The organism is Streptomyces nidicola (genome assembly GCF_050106155.1).
Lineage (GTDB): Bacteria > Actinomycetota > Actinomycetes > Streptomycetales > Streptomycetaceae > Streptomyces.
On the sequence record NZ_JBNBPI010000001.1, the window covers coordinates 2,828,299 to 2,845,471 of the forward strand.

General features: G+C 70.0%; 15 protein-coding genes. 6 read left to right on the forward strand and 9 right to left on the reverse strand.

Features of this window, described 5'->3' with window-relative positions:
• Window positions 1-138: 138 nt before the first annotated feature.
• Window positions 139-375: a hypothetical protein gene (locus tag ACOKM3_RS12820; protein WP_426900010.1), complete on the forward strand. Its 237-nt coding sequence runs from the start codon at window positions 139-141 to the stop codon at window positions 373-375.
• Between the two features lie 308 nt (window positions 376-683).
• On the opposite strand, the gene ACOKM3_RS12825 is transcribed toward ACOKM3_RS12820, so the two are convergent.
• Window positions 684-1,853 carry a citrate synthase/methylcitrate synthase gene (locus ACOKM3_RS12825; protein WP_426900012.1) on the reverse strand — a complete coding sequence of 390 codons (1,170 nt, stop codon included), beginning with the start codon at window positions 1,851-1,853 and terminating at the stop codon, window positions 684-686.
• Between the two features lie 97 nt (window positions 1,854-1,950).
• On the opposite strand from ACOKM3_RS12825, the gene ACOKM3_RS12830 reads away from it, so the two are divergent.
• The 4 genes from ACOKM3_RS12830 to ACOKM3_RS12845 all read left to right on the forward strand — a co-directional run bounded on the left by ACOKM3_RS12830 (window position 1,951) and on the right by ACOKM3_RS12845 (window position 6,799).
• Window positions 1,951-3,219, forward strand: a complete 1,269-nt coding sequence (locus ACOKM3_RS12830; RefSeq protein ID WP_426900014.1) for a citrate synthase family protein — start codon at window positions 1,951-1,953, stop codon at window positions 3,217-3,219.
• A 210-nt stretch (window positions 3,220-3,429) separates the two neighbouring features.
• Entirely contained in the window at window positions 3,430-4,386 is a 957-nt protein-coding gene (locus ACOKM3_RS12835; protein ID WP_426900016.1) for a sucrase ferredoxin, read from the forward strand.
• 86 nt (window positions 4,387-4,472) lie between these two features.
• A complete protein-coding gene (locus tag ACOKM3_RS12840) occupies window positions 4,473-6,125 on the forward strand; it encodes a sensor histidine kinase (protein WP_426900018.1) in 1,653 nt (550 codons plus the stop codon).
• Complete coding sequence (locus tag ACOKM3_RS12845; protein WP_266714969.1) at window positions 6,122-6,799, forward strand: response regulator; 678 nt, start codon at window positions 6,122-6,124, stop codon at window positions 6,797-6,799. The genes ACOKM3_RS12840 and ACOKM3_RS12845 overlap by 4 nt, the downstream gene beginning before the upstream one ends.
• A gap of 59 nt (window positions 6,800-6,858) precedes the next feature.
• Here the strand turns inward: ACOKM3_RS12845 and ACOKM3_RS12850 are convergent, their stop codons facing one another.
• From ACOKM3_RS12850 to ACOKM3_RS12875, 6 genes are all read right to left on the reverse strand, one after another.
• A complete protein-coding gene (locus ACOKM3_RS12850; RefSeq protein ID WP_426900020.1) occupies window positions 6,859-8,469 on the reverse strand; it encodes a solute symporter family protein in 1,611 nt (536 codons plus the stop codon).
• Window positions 8,466-8,999 (reverse strand): DUF485 domain-containing protein, encoded by a 534-nt coding sequence (locus tag ACOKM3_RS12855; protein ID WP_426900022.1) that lies wholly within the window; start codon window positions 8,997-8,999, stop codon window positions 8,466-8,468. The genes ACOKM3_RS12850 and ACOKM3_RS12855 overlap by 4 nt, the downstream gene beginning before the upstream one ends.
• A gap of 93 nt (window positions 9,000-9,092) precedes the next feature.
• Complete coding sequence (locus ACOKM3_RS12860; RefSeq protein WP_426900024.1) at window positions 9,093-9,800, reverse strand: response regulator; 708 nt, start codon at window positions 9,798-9,800, stop codon at window positions 9,093-9,095.
• The gene (locus ACOKM3_RS12865) at window positions 9,797-10,954 is read right to left on the reverse strand and encodes a sensor histidine kinase (RefSeq protein WP_426900026.1); all 1,158 of its coding nucleotides are present in this window, start codon (window positions 10,952-10,954) and stop codon (window positions 9,797-9,799) included. The genes ACOKM3_RS12860 and ACOKM3_RS12865 overlap by 4 nt, the downstream gene beginning before the upstream one ends.
• Entirely contained in the window at window positions 10,951-11,457 is a 507-nt protein-coding gene (locus ACOKM3_RS12870; protein ID WP_426900028.1) for a DUF1453 domain-containing protein, read from the reverse strand. The genes ACOKM3_RS12865 and ACOKM3_RS12870 overlap by 4 nt, the downstream gene beginning before the upstream one ends.
• Window positions 11,458-11,639: 182 nt before the next feature.
• Window positions 11,640-13,763: a DNA gyrase/topoisomerase IV subunit B gene (locus tag ACOKM3_RS12875; RefSeq protein ID WP_426900030.1), complete on the reverse strand. Its 2,124-nt coding sequence runs from the start codon at window positions 13,761-13,763 to the stop codon at window positions 11,640-11,642.
• A gap of 440 nt (window positions 13,764-14,203) precedes the next feature.
• Here ACOKM3_RS12875 and ACOKM3_RS12880 point away from each other — a divergent pair, with 440 nt between their 5' ends.
• Window positions 14,204-14,434 (forward strand): DUF7455 domain-containing protein, encoded by a 231-nt coding sequence (locus tag ACOKM3_RS12880; RefSeq protein ID WP_266714963.1) that lies wholly within the window; start codon window positions 14,204-14,206, stop codon window positions 14,432-14,434.
• A gap of 102 nt (window positions 14,435-14,536) precedes the next feature.
• Here the strand turns inward: ACOKM3_RS12880 and ACOKM3_RS12885 are convergent, their stop codons facing one another.
• Entirely contained in the window at window positions 14,537-15,370 is an 834-nt protein-coding gene (locus ACOKM3_RS12885; RefSeq protein WP_426900032.1) for a S1 family peptidase, read from the reverse strand.
• 162 nt (window positions 15,371-15,532) lie between these two features.
• The gene (locus ACOKM3_RS12890) at window positions 15,533-17,080 is read right to left on the reverse strand and encodes an RNA polymerase sigma factor (RefSeq protein ID WP_426900034.1); all 1,548 of its coding nucleotides are present in this window, start codon (window positions 17,078-17,080) and stop codon (window positions 15,533-15,535) included.
• Between the last annotated feature and the right edge of the window lie 93 nt (window positions 17,081-17,173).

Here is a 17,173-nt window from a genome sequence, read left to right on the forward strand (position 1 = left end):
AGTCACCCGTTGCGGTGAACGTTCCCGCCAACTCCCTCTATGAGAACGGCCATCAGTACTCGCTCGCCTCATCCTGCGCATTACTGTGACGGCGTATCGATGTCCACTCGATGTCCACCCTCATAAGGACCAGAACCCTTGAAGATCGTCCGCCGCATCGGAGTACCTCCGAGCGCTCGCGGCAGCTCGGCTGCCGGCACCTGCCCCGATGTCTTCGAACTCAGCGACGGGAACTTCGCCGTGATCGGCACGGAGGCCACCGCGGACCTCAAAGGCGAACTCCCCCCAGATGCGGGGGTCGCTGACTACGAACGCATCGTCATCGTGAACCGGGAGACGCTGGTGCGCGCCAAGGGCGACATCCCGGACAAGTGATGGCTACAGCCCTGTCGACACGCCATGCCATTTCAGGATGTCGAGGTTCACAGTGCATGCGATAGCCATGGCGTTGTCCGATGTCAACGAAACCCTGACAGCCATCGGCGGCTTCGCGGCCGGAGTCGCAGCCCTCATCGTCGCCTGGGACGCACTCCGCCGCAGACGCTCAGACAACGACCGCACCTCACCGTCGGGTGACGACAGTCCACCCAATGACCCCACGCCTGGCGCGTGAGAGAGTCCCACGCCACGTTGGTGGCATCCGGGGCCCGACAGCAGCCGTCTGTCGGGCCCCATCCATGCCGTCAGGCGACGAGCGGCACCGCCACCGGCGGCTCCGCCCCCACGTACCGTGCCGCAGGGCGGATGATCTTTGAGTCCTCCGCCTGTTCAAGGATGTTGGCGCTCCAGCCGACGACCCGGGCCGCCGCGAACGTCGGCGTGAACATGGTGCGCGGCAGTCCGCACAGCTCCATGACCACGCCCGCGTAGAACTCCACGTTCGTGTGCAGTTCGCGCCCCGGCTTCAGCTCCGCGAGGATCGCCTCCACCTGGCGCTCGACCTGGACCGCGAATTCCACCAGCGGGCCACCGAACCCCTCCGCGATTCCGCGCAGCATGCGCGAGCGCGGGTCCTCCGTGCGGTAGACGGGGTGGCCGAAGCCCATGATCCGCTCACCCGCGAGCACCCGCTCCCGGATCCAGGAGTCGATACGGTCCGGTGTGCCGATCGCGTCCAGGGTGTCGAGCGCACGGCTGGGCGCCCCACCGTGCAACGGCCCGGACAACGCTCCGACCGCCCCGACCAGAGAGGCCGCGACATCGGCCCCGGTCGACGCGATGACACGCCCCGTGAACGTTGACGCATTGAATCCGTGATCAATGGTTGAGATCAGGTATTGCTCGATGGCTCGCGCATGCGCGGGGTCGGGCTCCGAACCCGTCAACATGTACAGGTAGTTGGCCGCGTACGAGAGGTCCTCGCGCGGCTCCACGGGCTCCAGCCCCTCACCGAGCCGGTGCAGCGCGGTGAGCATCGTGGGGACCACAGCCGTTGCCGCCACCGCATCCGCGCGCCGCCGATCCGGGTCGATGTCGTACACGGGCCGAAAGCCACGAGAAGCACCGAACAGCGAGAGCGCTGTCCGCAGCCCGGCGAGCGGCCCCGAGACCGCCCCGGCCCGGGCGATCGCCGGCAGTGCGGCCCGCACGTCCTCGGGCAGCCCGCGCTGAACCGCGGTCTCCCGCGCGAAGGCCGCGGACCGCTCGGCGCCGGGCAGTTCGCCATGGAGCATCAGGTGCCATACGTCTTCGAAACCACGGGTCTCCGCGAGCTCGACGGCGGAGTACTGGCGGTAGTGATAGAAGCCCTCTCGCCCCCTGACGTCCCCGAGTTCGGTGTCGGTGACGACGACGCCGGCGAGCCCGCGCGGTACCTCGACGGCCGTGGCGGCCGTGCTCCCGTTGATCGGCATGTTTCCTCCCTGGACTTGATTCGACTGTCCATGCTTGACTCGATAACTGTCAATATTGATTGAATCAATGCATGGCGATCCGGATACGGTGACGCGCATGAGGGATCAAGAACCTGCACCGACGCAGCGAACCCGCCGTCTCACCACCAAGGAGACCGCCGAGCTGCTCGGCGTGAAGCCCGAGACGGTGTACGCGTATGTGAGCCGCGGGCAGCTCACCAGCAGGCGCGGGGAGAACACACGCGGCAGCACCTTCGACGCCGCCGAGGTCGAGGCACTCGCCCGCCGCAACAGACGGGAGACCACGGCCGGTTCGAGCACGGGCGAGCTGTCGGTGCGCACGCGGATCACCCTCATCGACGACGACCGGTACTTCTTCCGGGGGGTCGACGCGGTACAGCTCGCGGCCCGCCACTCGTACGAGGAGGTCGCGGAGTGGCTGTGGACGGGCAGGCTGCGCCCCGGTGCCCGGTTCACCGCCCCCAAGGAATCGCTCTCCGCGGCCCGCAAGGCCATGGCCGCCCTGCCCGAACTCAGCAGCCCCATCGACCGGTTGCGGGTGGCGGCCGTTGCCGCGGCGACGGCCGACCCGTTGCGCTACGACCTGTCCGAGGACTCCGTGCTCGGCGCCGCCCGGTCCCTCATCCCCACCCTCGCGGCCGCGCTGCCCCTCGTACGGACGACGTACGTGGACGGCGCGCCGATCGCCCAGCGCCTGTGGGGGCGGCTGACCTACGCGGAACCCGACGAGGCGTCACTGCGCGTCCTGGACATGGCCCTTGCCCTGCTGGTCGATCACGACCTGGCCGCCTCGACGCTCGCGGTGCGCGTCGCCGCGTCCGCGCGGGCGCACACCTACGCCGCGGTCTCGGCGGGCCTGGGCGTCCTGGAGGGGCCGTTGCACGGGGCGGCGAGCGGCCTGGCCCACCGGATGCTGCTGGACGTCCTCGACCGGGGCAGCGCGGGCTCCGTGGTGGCCGACGAGCTGCGTTCGGGCCGCCGTGTGCCCGGGCTCGGCCACCGCCTCTACCAGGGCGAGGACCCACGCGCACAGGCGCTGTTCGCGGCGCTGGAGGAACTCCCGAAGGCGCGCCCCGCGCTGGCGGCAGCCCGCGACATCGTGGCGACCACTGCCCGCCACACGGACCTGCACGCCAATGTGGATCTGGCACTGGCGGCCTTCACGGCGTCGTTCGGGATGGCGGCGGAAGCAGGCGAGACGATCTTCGCGGTCGCACGCACGACGGGCTGGATCGCGCACGCCTTGGAGGAGTACGACGAACGCCCTCTCCGTATGCGGCCGACAGGACACTACGTAGGCCCCCGCCCGCCCCAGCCCCTGCCGTCGGTCTCCGCGGCGGAGTGACCGGGCGGGGTCAGGGCCCTTCTGACGGACCCTGCTGGAGTCGCGGGCCCTGGCACGCACATCTGCGGCGTTGTCGTCGGTTGCCAACGCTCCGCGTTGACGCCCTCCTCCGCCTTGCAGCTGCACGCACCAGACCCCGCTCGCGGAGCCGAACATTCACGGCCTCCCGCGTCCAGCCTGATCCGTCAGAAGGACCCTAGTGTCACCGCTGTGAATACGTGCACGACCGCCTCGCGGGATCTTGAGGAACCTCTGGCCGGGACGGCGGCCACCGCGCGCACCTGGCTGCTGATCGAGCAGCCGGGGCCGTGGGGCGCGAAGGCCCTGGTCTCCAGTCATCTCGACCCCGAAGTGGGCCGCGCCCTGGAGGCGGCGGCGGACGGCACGGGGGTGCGCGTCGCCCTCGTCCGCCGTCCGGGCCGGCACGCGGATCACCACGCCTCGCAGAGCCACCAGGTGTACGTGGCCCACACGGTCCCGGGAAACACCTGGCTGCGCAACACCACAGTCGCGGCTCCCGAGGAGCTTCTGGGGCTCGACTTCGCCGCCTTGGGGGCAGGTCGGCACGGCGGCTTCGGCGCACCTTACGAAGGCGAGCCCCTCGCCTTCGTCTGCACGAACGGGAAGCGCGACCGGTGCTGCGCGCTTCTGGGGCGGCCCCTGGCCTCCGAACTCGCCTCCTCCGGAGGAGAGGGCGTCTGGGAAATCACACATCTGGGCGGCCACCGCTTCTCCCCCACTCTCCTGGTGCTGCCCTACGGCTACGCCTACGGAAGGTCCTCGGCCGCCGACGTCAAAGAGGTCCTCCATGCGGTGCGCTCGGACCGGATCGTGCTCCCTGGCTGCCGTGGCAATTCCGCCTGGGACCGTCCCGGGCAGGCCGCCGAGCTCGCCGTGCGCCGGGCGACCGGCGAGCACCGTGCCGGTGTCCTGAGCGTCGTACACACGGCATCGATGGAACCACCAACTGACCCACCTGTTGATGCGCACGTGGACAACGCGTACTGGGACGTGACGATCGCCCACATGGACGGCCGCAGCTGGACCGTCGTGGTCGCCCGCGGTGCTTCGCTCCCGCCCCGGCCGGAGAGCTGTGGCGCCGCGCTCGGCTCGCCGGCCCGTATGGATGTCGTCGCTGTACGTGAGGCTTCCGCCCTGGGCGGCTGACCGGAGCGCGCCCGGTCGGAGGCGGCGGGGAGATCCGCGCCACAAGGCCTTCGACCAGCGCCGACGGGCCCGTACCGTTCTGAGCCATGAGCTCCACTCCCCCTGCCCGCCGGCTGCGCTTCGGCCTCCCCAGACGAGTGTTCGCCCAGGTCCTGCTGATGCAGGTGGCGATCGCCGCAGGGGTGGCGGTACTGGCGACGGGGCTCTTCCTGGCGCCGCTGAGCGACCAGCTCGACGACCAGGCGATGCGCCGGGCCCTGGCCATCGCGCAGACCACGGCGGCGGAGCCCCGGATCGCCGAGGAGCTGCGTTCCTCACGGCCGAGCGCGGACGGCCCCGTGCAGGCCGCGGCGGAGCGGATCCGCCGGGCCAGCGGCGCGGAGTACATCGTGATCATGAACCGCGAAGGCGTCCGCTGGTCGCACACCGATCGCGGCCGGATCGGGCACGTCGTGTCGACGGACCCCAGCGCGGCGCTGGCGGGCCGCGCGGTCATGGAGATCGACGAGGGGACGCTCGGCCGCTCCGCGCGCGGCAAAGTGCCGCTGAGGGCCGCGGACGGGGCCATCGTGGGAGCCGTCTCGGTCGGCATCGAGTACGACAGCGTCCGCGCGCGCCTCATCCACGCCATCCCGGGCCTGTTCGCGTACGCGGGAGGGGCCCTGGCCGTCGGGGCGCTCGCCGCGTACCTGATCTCGCGGCGGGTCCAGCGGCAGACCCGTGACCTGGCCTTCTCGGACATCTCGGCGCTCCTGGCCGAGCGCGAGGCCATGCTGCACGGCATTCGCGAGGGCGTCGTGGCGCTGGACCGCGGCGGGCGGATACGACTGCTCAACGACGAGGCTCAGCGCCTGCTCGGCGTGGATTCGAAGGTGATCGGACGACCGCTGGACGAGGCGCTCGGGGCGGGGCGTACGACGGACGTCCTCGCGGGACACGTCTCCGGGACCGATCTGCTCACCGTCCGCGGACAGCGCGTCCTGGTCGCCAACCGGATGCCCACCGACGACGGTGGCGCGGTCGCCACCCTGCGCGACCGCACCGAACTGGAGCAGCTGGGCCGCGAACTCGACTCCACGCGCGGTCTGATCGACGCCCTGCGCGCGCAGGACCACGAACACGCGAACCGCATGCATACGTTGTTGGGCCTTCTGGAGCTGGAGATGTACGAGGAGGCCGTGGACTTCGTCGGCGAGGTGGCGGGGGCGCGCCGGGTGACCGCGGAGCAGATCACCGAGCGGATCGAGGACCCGCTGCTGTCGGCCCTGATGGTGGGCAAGGCAACCGTCGCCGCGGAGCGCGGTGTCGAGTTCGGGATCTCCGGGGACACCTGGCTGCCGGACCGCCTCGTCGATCCGCGCGGCCTCGTCACGATCGTCGGCAACCTGGTGGACAACGCGCTGGACGCGGCCGCCGGTTCGGGGCAGCACGCGCGCGTGGAGGTGCTTCTGCGGGCCGAAGGCCGTAGCGCGGTCCTACGGGTGCGCGATTCCGGGCCAGGCGTACCCGCCGAGCAGCGGGAGACCGTCTTCGTGGAAGGCTGGTCCACGAAGGAGCCACCGGCCCACGGCAAGCGCGGCATCGGGCTCGCCCTGGTGCGCAGGTTCGCCGAGCGGCAGGGCGGCACCGCCGAGGTGACCCGGTCGTCCCTCGGAGGCGCCGAATTCGTCGTCGTGCTGCCGGAGGCCCTCACCGTGGACGTACCGGATGTGTCGGACGTGACCGAGGAGGCCCGATGATCGACGTACTGGTCGTGGACGACGACATCCGCGTGGCCGACGTCAACGCCGCCTATGTGGCGAAGGTTCCGGGCTTCCGTGTCGCGGCGACCGCGCACAACGCGGCGGAAGCACTCGACCGGATCGAGGAACTCCATGTCGACCTGGTGCTGCTCGACCACTACCTGCCGGACCGGACGGGCCTGGCGCTCGCCCGGACGGTCCGCGAACGCGGCCACCAGATCGACGTGATCATGGTGACCGCGGCGCGCGACGTGGGGACCGTACAGGCCGCGATGCGCCATGGGGCGCTGCAGTACCTGGTCAAGCCGTTCTCGTTCGCGGGCCTGCGGGGCAAGTTGGAGGCGTACGCGACGCTGCGGCGCACCCTCGACGGCGGGGGCGAGGCGGAGCAGGCGGAGGTCGACCAGATCTTCGGCGCGCTCTCCGCCGGGCCCGCGCCCGAGCTGCCCAAGGGGCACTCGCCCACCACCGCCGAACTGGTCCGCCGGGCGATGATGACCGCCGAAGGCCCGCTGTCGGCACAGGAATTGGCCGATGTCACCGGGCTCAGCCGGCAGACCGCCCAGCGCTACCTCAAGCTCCTGGAGCGGACCGGGCGGGTGCGGCTGAGCCTCAAATACGGCGACACCGGGCGGCCCGAGCACCGCTACGAGTGGGCCGCCAGCCGCTGACTCCCCTCAGGGGCGTACCGCTCGCCCGTAGAGGCGCCGCCCCTCCCGTAGGACGCGTGTCAGACCGCCCCTGCGCCCGTCAGCGCCCGCACTTCGGTCTCCGCGTGCTTGGCCTCGTCCGGCTCCTCTGGGGAGGTCACGGTGCCCAGCCAGCCCGCGAGGAAGCCGAGCGGGATCGAGACGAGTCCGGGGTTCTCCAGCGGGAAGTACTGGAAGTCCACTCCGGGGAACAGCGATGTGGGGCTCCCGGAGACGACCGGGGACAGCACCACGAGCACCAGCGCGGGCACCAGGCCGCCGTACACCGACCACACGGCGCCCCGCGTGGTGAAACCCCGCCAGAACAGCGAGTAGAGCAGCACGGGCAGATTTGCCGACGCGGCGACCGCGAACGCGAGCCCGACCAGGAACGCCACGTTCAGGTCCCGCGCCAGCAGTCCCAGCCCGATCGCGAGCACGCCGACACCGGCCGCGGCTACCCGCGCCACCGCGACCTCGCTCCACTGCCTGCCACCGCGCTTCCCTTCGGGGCCGCCTCTACGGAGCGAGGCGTACAGGTCGTGCGCAACGGAGGCCGAGGACGCCAGCGTGATCCCGGCGACGACGGCGAGGATGGTGGCGAAGGCGACCGCGGCGACGATCGCGAACAGCACCGTGCCCCCGGTGGAGTCCTCGCCGCCGCCCAGGTCGAGGGCGAGCAGCGGAACCGCCGTGTTCCCGGCGGCATTCGAGCCCCGTACGGCATCGGGGCCCACGAGCGCCGCGGCGCCGAACCCGAGCACGATCGTCATCAGGTAGAAGCTGCCGATGAGCCCGATGGACCACACGACCGAGCGGCGCGCGGCCCGCGCGGTCGGCACGGTGTAGAAGCGCGACAGGATGTGCGGAAGGCCCGCCGTGCCGAGCACGAGCGCGAGGCCCAGGCTGATGAAGTCGAAGCGCGCGGTCCAGCTTCCTCCGTACTTCAGACCGGGCACGAGGAAGTCCGAGCCGTGCCCGCTGCGTGCGGCGGCGGTGCGCAGCAGCTGGTCGAAGTCACCGTGGAAGCGCGCCAGGACGAGCACCGTCAGGGCGATCGCCCCGCCCATGAGCAGGACGGCCTTCACGATCTGGATCCACGTGGTGGCCCGCATCCCTCCCATCGACACATAGATGACCATGAGCGCGCCCACGCCGATGACGGTCCAGGCCTGCGCGGCGCCGCTCGCCTCCCCCAGCAGCAGCGCGACCAGGCTTCCCGCGCCCACCATCTGCGCCACCAGATACAGAACGGACACGGTCACCGAGGAAGTTCCCGCGGCGATGCGCACCGGCCGCTCCCGCATCCGGGCCGCGACGACGTCGGCGAGCGTGAACCGGCCGCAGTTGCGCACCAGTTCGGCCACGAGGAAGAGGACCACGAGCCAGGCCACGAGGAAGCCGACCGAGTAGAGCAGCCCGTCGTAGCCGAACAGGGCGATCAGTCCGGAGATACCGAGGAAGGACGCGGCCGACATGTAGTCACCCGCGATGGCGAATCCGTTCTCCATGGGCGAGAACAGCCGGCCGCCCGCGTAGAACTCCTCCGCCGAACCGTGTCGCTTGCGGCTCGCCCAGGTCGTGATGGCGAGCGTGACCGCCACGAACACACTGAACAGGACCAGGGCGAGGGTCTGATGCGCCCCGGTCACCGCTGGCCGCCCTCGACGTGCGCAGTACCGTGCACTCGCGCGTGTCCGACGAGTCCGCGCGTCATCTCCTGTGTGTCCCACCGCAGTTCGAGCGCGGCACGATCGCGACGCAGTCGCGCATGGCGCACATACAGCCACGTCAGCAGGAACGTACTGGCGAACTGCCCGAGGCCCGCCACCATCGCCACGTTCACGGCGCCCGCGACCGGTTGGGCCATCAGCCCGGGCGCCGTCGTGGCGGTCACGACGTACGCGACGTACCAGGCGAAGAAGAGTACGACCGCCGGGACGACGAACCGCCGGTAGCGCCTGCGCACTTCCTGGAACGCCGCGCTGCGCTGCACCTCCAGGTAGACCCCCGCCGCGCTCCGCTCGGACGGCACGGCCGGGGCCGGCACCGCAGCCGCTTGCACACCCGGGCCGCGCCACTCACCCCAATCCGAGTCCGGCTCGTCGTACCAGGGATCGCCGCCGCCCCTCGTGGCAACGGCCCTGGGCCGCGCGGTCGCGCGCCCGTCGTGCTTGTCCACCGAACTCTCCTTGTCCGCGGCCCACTGCGGCCGCGGACCAAGGATGGACAGACCGGGAAGATCCCGGACGCTCTCCGCAGACCCTTCACCCCATTAGGTGATGGACGTCCCCGGTGGCTTCGCGAGTCCGTGCCGATACGCGTAACGCACGGCCTGGGCGCGGTCCTTGAGCCCGGCCTTCGCGAACAGGTTGTTGATATGGGTCTTCACCGTCGCCGTGGAGACATGCAGCGCCCGGGCGATCTCCTGGTTCGTCAGGCCGTCAGAGATCAGCACCAGAACCTCGGCCTCCCGCGTCGTGAGGCCGTCGGGTGGCTCTGTCGGGTCCGGCACGGTGGCCTCGGGCTGCGACAGTCTCTCCAGGAGCCGCCGCTGGATCTTCGGCGAGAGGCCCGCGTCACCGGACAGCACGCCCTCCACCGCCCGGACGATCTCGTCCGCATCGGCGTCCTTCGTGAGATAGCCGCGCGCTCCCGCTCTGAGGGCCGGAAAGAGCGACTCGTCGTCCGCGTACGTGGTCAGGATGACGACCTGGGTGCCCGGATACTCCTGCCGGATCCGTCTGGTCGCCTCCGCTCCGTCGCAGCGCGGCATGCGAAGGTCCATCAGGACGACGTCCGGGGCCAGTTCGGCCACGAGAGCGACCGCCTCCTCACCGTCTCCTCCGGAGCCGACCACCTCGATCCCGGGCAGCAGTCCGAGCAGCATCACGATGCCTTCGCGCACCACCGTCTGGTCATCGACCACCACCACGCGGGCCGGTGGCCTCCCCGCGCGCGCCCCCGCCTCGGTCCCGCTCATACGGGAACCTTCAACTTGACCACGAAACCCTCCTCGTACGGCCCCACCTCGAGCGTGCCGCCCAACAACTCGGCGCGCTCCTTCATCCCCAACAGACCGTAACCGCCACCACTGACAGTGAGCTCCTCGTGAGGCCGGGCCGCCCCCGAGTCCCGTACCTCCAGGGCCACTTCGCCCGGCCCGTACTCCAGCCGGATGTCCGTCTTCGCGCCCGGCGCGTGCTTGCGTACGTTCGTCAGCGCCTCCTGCGCGACTCTGCGCACGGTCTGGGACGCCTCGACCGGCAGGGGCCGGCGCCCGCCGCCCACCGTGAGCGTCGCCCCGTCCGAGGAGTCGACCAGCTCCCGCAGGAAGTCCTCCAACGGTGTCATCTCGCCCCGCAGCGCGGACAGGGCCTGCCGGGTCTCGTCGAGTCCGTCCCGGGCCATGCCGCGCGCCGCCACGACGCGCTCGAGGATCTGGTCCCGGTCCGCCCCGCGCTCGATGAGGAGCCGGGCGGCCTCGAGATGCACGAGCTGGGCGGAGAGGCTGTGCGCGAGGACGTCGTGGATCTCCCGTGCGATCCGCGACCGCTCGGCGAGCGCCGCCGACTCGGCCTCGGCGGCTCGCGCGGCGCGTTCCTGCGCCAGGGCCCGCTGCGCACTCCCCCGCGCCTCGGCGTCCAGGCGCAGCACGTACCCGGAGAGGCAGAGGCCGATGGCGACGACGGCGGTGGTCAGCCAGGCATCGTCGTTGACCAGCGCGAACCCGGTGAGTGCCACCGCTGTGGCGGGCACCGAGGCGGCCAGCGGCAGTCGCTCGAGCGCGGAGACCGCGCAGCCGCACCACAGCACGATGGCCGGCCCGACGAACCCGGCCCACTGGGCCAGCACGGCGACCGCCACCAAGAAGGCCAGCAGCCCGAGAGAGGGCCACAGCCGATGGTCGAGAGTGGTGCGGAAGAACGCCCAGGCCGCCGCCACGCAGGCGAGCAGCAGTACGGGGGTCAGGATCAGCGCCTGGTCACTGATGTCGCGCTGTGTCACGGCGGTCCACACCAGGACCGCGACCACGACCATCCGCACCGTGCGGGCGAGCATCCGCCGGGCGCGTGTGACGCCCACGCGGGAGAGCGCCTCCCGGGAGGGCCATTCCGTCCAGTTTCCGCGGATCACCTACGGTCCTCCCACGCCGGCTGGGCGACAGGACCAACGTACGCCGAGCGCTCCCGGTCGGCCCGCAGCATCAGCAGGCCGGAGCGGACCAGGAGCGAGACGGCGAAGCCGAGCATCAGGCCGGAGCTGCCGAGGTGGATGCCCAGCGCCAGACCGACACCCGCGACGGACGCGCGAGCCGCGATACCCCCGAGCCAGGCCCCGGCCGTCGCGACGGTGCCCTTGGTCCATACGTCGCCCCGCTCGTCCGTCCAGACGCGGGTCGTGAACGCCCACCCGATGCCTATGCCCACGCTCACCAGCACCTCGACGGCGAGCAGTACAACCGAGCCCGTCACATGGTGGGGATCCGTCACCGCGCCGTCCTTCACGGCGAGGACCGCGAGGACCGCGGGCAGGAGCCACCACTTCCGGTCGCCGGACAGGCGCTCCGTCTTGAACTGGCGCACCAGGACGAGTGCGACAACGGCGACGATCACCAGGACGGTGGGGAGCCCGGACATGACTGCCTCCGTGAGCGGTCGGGAGCGAAGTGGTTCAACGCCTTCGACGCTACGGAAATCAGCAGGTCAGGAGATCGGAGCCGGGGTGGATCACGGGTGGAACATGCGGCTCCACCCGTGGGTGGAGCCGCATGAGGTGACCTGCGTGGCGAGGAGCGATCGCCGCCTCCCCGCCCTCGTCGCTACATGTCGATGCGCGACCGGTCGAGGGTCGAAGCGGAGCTGCTGATGAACTCCTTGCGCGGCGCCACGTCGTTGCCCATCAGCAGGTCGAAGACGTGCTCCGCCGCCTCCAGCTCGCCGATGTTGATCCGGCGCAGCGTGCGGTGGCGCGGGTCCATCGTGGTCTCCGCGAGCTGGTCGGCGTCCATCTCGCCGAGACCCTTGTACCGCTGGATCGAGTCCTTGTACCGCACACCCTTGCGCTGGAGCTCGAGCAGCGTCTCGCGCAGCTCCCGGTCCGAGTACGTGTAGATGTACTTGTCCTGGCCCTTCTTCGGCTGGACCAGCTCGATGCGGTGCAGGGGCGGCACGGCGGCGAAGACACGGCCGGCCTCGATCATCGGGCGCATATAGCGCTGGAACAGCGTCAGCAGCAGCGTACGGATGTGCGCGCCGTCGACGTCGGCGTCGACGAGCAGGATGATCTTGCCGTAGCGCGCCGCGTCGATGTCGAAGGTCCGGCCGGACCCAGCTCCTATGACCTGGATGATGGCGCCGCACTCCACGTTCTTCAGCATGTCCGTCACGGACGACTTCTGAACGTTGAGGATCTTGCCGCGGATCGGCAGCAGGGCCTGGAACTCGGAGTTCCGGGCGAGCTTGGCGGTGCCGAGCGCGGAGTCGCCCTCGACGATGAACAGCTCGCTGCGCTCCACGTCGTCACTGCGGCAGTCCGCGAGCTTGGCGGGGAGCGACGAGGACTCCAGGGCCGTCTTACGACGCTGCGCGTCCTTGTGCTGACGCGCGGCGATGCGGGTGCGGGCCGCGGCGACGGCCTTCTCCATGACGGCGCGGGCCTGCGCCTTGGCGTCGCGCTTGGTGGACGACAGGAACGCCTTGAGCTCCTTGGCCACGACGTTCGCGACGATCCTGTTGGCCGCCGAGGTACCGAGGACCTCCTTGGTCTGGCCCTCGAACTGCGGCTCCGCCAGACGCACCGTGACGACGGCCGTGAGGCCCTCCAGTGCGTCGTCCTTGACGACGTCGTCCTCGGCCACGCGCAGCACCTTCTGGGCGCGCAGAACCTCGTTCATCGTCTTTGTGAGCGAGCGCTCGAAGCCCGCCACATGAGTACCGCCCTTGGGCGTGGCGATGATGTTCACGAACGACTTGATGCTCGTGTCGTACCCGGTGCCCCAGCGCAGCGCGATGTCGACACCGAGCTCGCGCTGGACCTCGGTCGGCGTCATCTGGCCGTGCTCGTCGAGCACGGGGACGGTCTCCTTGAAGGTGCCCTGCCCGGTGAAGCGGAGGACGTCGCAGACCGGCTTGTCCTGCGCCAGGTACTCGCAGAACTCGCTGATGCCACCGTCGAAGCGGAAGGATTCCTCGCCCTTGCTGCCGCCCTCGCCGAGGCCGAACTCGTCGCGGACGACGATGGTCAGGCCCGGCACCAGGAACGCGGTCTGCCGCGCGCGCTGGTGCAGGTCGTTCAGGGAGAGCTTGGCGTCCTTCAGGAAGATCTGGCGGTCCGCCCAGTAGCGCACGCGGGTACCCCGTCGCGCCTTCGGGACCTTCTTGACCTTGCTCAGTCGCGCCGAGGGGTCGAACGCCGCATCGGGTCCGGGCTTGGCGAAGGCGCCGGGGACGCCACGCCGGAAGCTGATGGCGTGCGTGTGCCCGCCCAGGTCCACCTCGACATCGAGACGTGCCGACAGCGCGTTCACCACGGAGGCGCCCACGCCGTGCAGACCGCCGGAGGCCGCGTACGCGCCGCCTCCGAACTTGCCGCCCGCGTGGAGCTTGGTCATGACGACCTCGACCCCGGAGAGGCCGGTCTTGGGCTCCACGTCCACGGGGATGCCGCGGCCGTTGTCCCGGACCTCTACGGAGGCGTCGTCGTGCAGGATCACCTCGATGCGGTCGCAGTAGCCACCGAGGGCCTCGTCGACGGAGTTGTCGATGATCTCCCAGAGGCAGTGCATCAGGCCGCGGCTGTCGGTCGAGCCGATGTACATGCCCGGACGCTTGCGTACGGCTTCGAGCCCCTCAAGGACGAGCAGGTGCCGCGCGGTGTAGTTGGAACCGTCCCGGTCTGCTCCGGTCAGCAGCGCTGTGGACGGCACGGACGTATCGGCGGTCACGCGGTTCGCTCCTCGCTGAATTTCAGATGGGGCCCTCACGAATGAAGGGCCGGCGTCGGTCGCCGTTCAGAGGGTACCGAGGCCTGGTAGAGCCTTTGTCACGCCACCCTCACCTCAGCCCAGACTAGTCCAGGATCGCATGCATGTTCGATCCCTCGATGGAGTGACGCCCACATCACGTTCCCTTCCAGGCATGAACCATTTAGGCTCCGGGCACGTCCTCATGAACAAACCGGCAACCAGCCGGGGGAGGACCGACCTGACAGAACGCGCGAACCCGTAAGACGTTAGAGACGCAATACGGCACATTCGCCGCCACCCGGCGACAGACAGCCGGCCTCGGAGAAATTTTTCGAGGAAAAGCCGCGAGCGGGAACGTTTTCGGCCTGGTTGGATGTTGACCCTGGTACGACAGCTCGTCGAGCTAGAGAAGAGGCGACGTGACTACTGTTCTGACCCCCGCGACCCCCCTGACGGCCGCTGACCGCTGTGACCGTTGCGGCGCCCAGGCATATCTGCGCGTCGTTCTGATCAGCGGTGGTGAACTGCTCTTCTGCGCCCACCACGGTCGCAAGTTCGAGCCGGAACTCAAGAAGATCGCCGCTGAGATACAGGACGAGACGGAGCGGCTGACCGCCGATCCGGCAAGCGCCGAGACCGAGGAACGCTGACGCCTCGAACATACGACGAGCCAGCTCCGGCATCAGGCCGGTGATCGGGCGGCTGCCCCTGACCCCAGGAGCAGCCGCCCGTCCTCGTATCCGCAGGACGCCTCAGGCGTGGTCCCGCAGGACCCGCAGCGCCTCCGAGGCGCGCGTGTAGACGCCGGGGCTACCGGCGCGCCCACAGCCGCTCCCCCACGACACGAGACCGATCAGCTTGCCGCCGGCGACCAGCGGACCGCCGCTGTCCCCCTGGCAGGCGTCCTTGCCACCGGCGGACTCGCCCGCGCAGAGCATCGACGAGGGCTTGTACGTCCCGTCGTTGCCGCCCGGCGGATACGCCTGCTTGCACGCGGAGTCGGCGAGCACCCGCACCCGCGCGGCGTGCAACGTACGCGCGTAGTCGCCCGCTCCCGTCGTGTCACCCCACCCGTAGACGGACGCACCGGTGCCGGCCCGATACGCCGGGTCCCCCTCGTTCGCGATCGGGAGCACATCTCGCTCGGGTAGCCGTGTGTCGAGTGTGAGGACCGCCACATCACCGGCGTTCGTCCGTCCGTCGTACGCCGGGTTGATCCACTCACTGCGCACGGACGCCTCGGTACCGCCGGACGACTCGAGATCGCCGCGGCCGACGATCGCCTTGAGGTCCCGCACCTGATTGCGCGGCACTCCGAGCACGTCCTCGCCCAGGCAGTGCGCCGCCGTGAGCACCGTCGACCGCCCGACGACCACTCCCCCGCAGAACTGACCCGCGCGGGCTCCGCCGAACCGGTCACGGCTCGCGAGCGCCACCACCCAGGGGCTGTTGGCGGCATCGACCTTATGGCCCCCGACGATTCCCTCGTCGGCGGCCGCGGACTGGGGGGAAGCCAACGGCAGCACCGCCGCCGCGGCCAGCACGGCCAGTGGAGCGGTCAGCACTCTCGCGAAAGAGCGACGCATACGGTCTCCTCACTCAGGGTTGCAACGGCCCACCCAGAGTCATTCAGGGCGACACGCCTCGCACCGCGAGAATCCGTCCACGAGCGCCCACGACGAAGGCCCGGCACCGTGCCCGTGAACGGGACAGTGCCGGGCCTCCTGAGGGCCGTACAGCGCCGGTGACTAGTCGAGGTAGTCGCGCAGCACCTGGGAGCGCGACGGGTGACGCAGCTTCGACATCGTCTTGGACTCGATCTGACGGATGCGCTCACGCGTCACGCCGTAGACCTTGCCGATCTCGTCGAGGGTCTTCGGCTGACCGTCGGTGAGACCGAAGCGCATGGAGACGACGCCCGCCTCGCGCTCGGACAGGGTGTCGAGCACGGAGTGCAGCTGCTCCTGGAGGAGCGTGAAGCTGACGGCGTCGGCCGGGACGACGGCCTCGGAGTCCTCGATGAGGTCACCGAACTCGCTGTCGCCGTCCTCGCCCAGCGGGGTGTGCAGGGAGATGGGCTCACGGCCGTACTTCTGGACCTCGATGACCTTCTCGGGGGTCATGTCGAGTTCCTTGGCCAGCTCCTCCGGAGTGGGCTCGCGGCCCAGGTCCTGGAGCATCTGGCGCTGCACGCGCGCGAGCTTGTTGATGACCTCGACCATGTGCACCGGGATACGGATGGTGCGGGCCTGGTCGGCCATCGCGCGGGTGATCGCCTGACGGATCCACCACGTGGCATACGTCGAGAACTTGTAGCCCTTGGTGTAGTCGAACTTCTCGACCGCGCGGATCAGACCGAGGTTGCCCTCCTGGATGAGGTCCAGGAAGAGCATGCCGCGGCCGGTGTAGCGCTTGGCCAGGGAGACCACCAGGCGGAGGTTGGCCTCCAGGAGGTGGTTCTTGGCGCGGCGGCCGTCCTCGGCGATGATCTCCAGCTCGCGCTTGAGCTTGGGGGCGAGCTTGTCGGCGTTGGCCAGCTTGTCCTCGGCGAACAGACCGGCCTCGATGCGCTTGGCGAGCTCGACCTCCTGCTCGGCGTTGAGCAGCGGGACCTTACCGATCTGCTTGAGGTAGTCCTTGACCGGGTCGGCGGTGGCGCCGGCGGCGGCGACCTGCTGGGCCGGCGCGTCGTCCTCGTCGTCGTCGGACAGGACGAAGCCCTGGCCCTCCTTCTCCTCGGTGGGCTCACCCTCGCCGGCCTTGCCGGTGGCGGGGGTCTCCTCGGTCGCCTCGTCCTCAAGAAGGTCGTCGTCCTTCTTGGCGGCGGTCTTCTTCGCGGCGGTCTTCTTGGCGACCGTCTTCTTGGCGGCGGCCTTCTTGGCCGGCGCCTTCTTCGCCACGGCCTTCTTGGCCGGCTCGGCCTCCTCGTCGACGGCCTCGACGGCCGGCGGCTCGGGAGTGGTGGTGGCGGCGACCTTCTTGGCGGTAACCGTCTTGGCCGCGACGGTCTTGGTCGCGGTGCGCTTGACCGGACTCTTGGCTGCGACGCTGCTCTTTCGGGGACGCTTGGGCTCAGCGGCACTGACCATCAGCGTCACACCCTCTTCCTCGAGGATCTGGTTGAGGCTGCGCAGAACGTTCTTCCACTGAGTGGCCGGAATCTGGTCGGCTTCGAACGCACGGCGCACGTCGTCGCCGGCGATCTGGCCATCAGCCTTTCCCCGCTCAATGAGCGCCATGACAGAGACGGATTCGGCGATCTCCGGCGGGAGCGTACGGGATGTGCTGGCCGACACGAACAACCTCTCGGAACGTTGGAAAACGGCTTCCGGCCCCGTCCTGTGTGGACCGGAGCCGACGACCGCCGACTTGGGGATGGGTCGACGGCG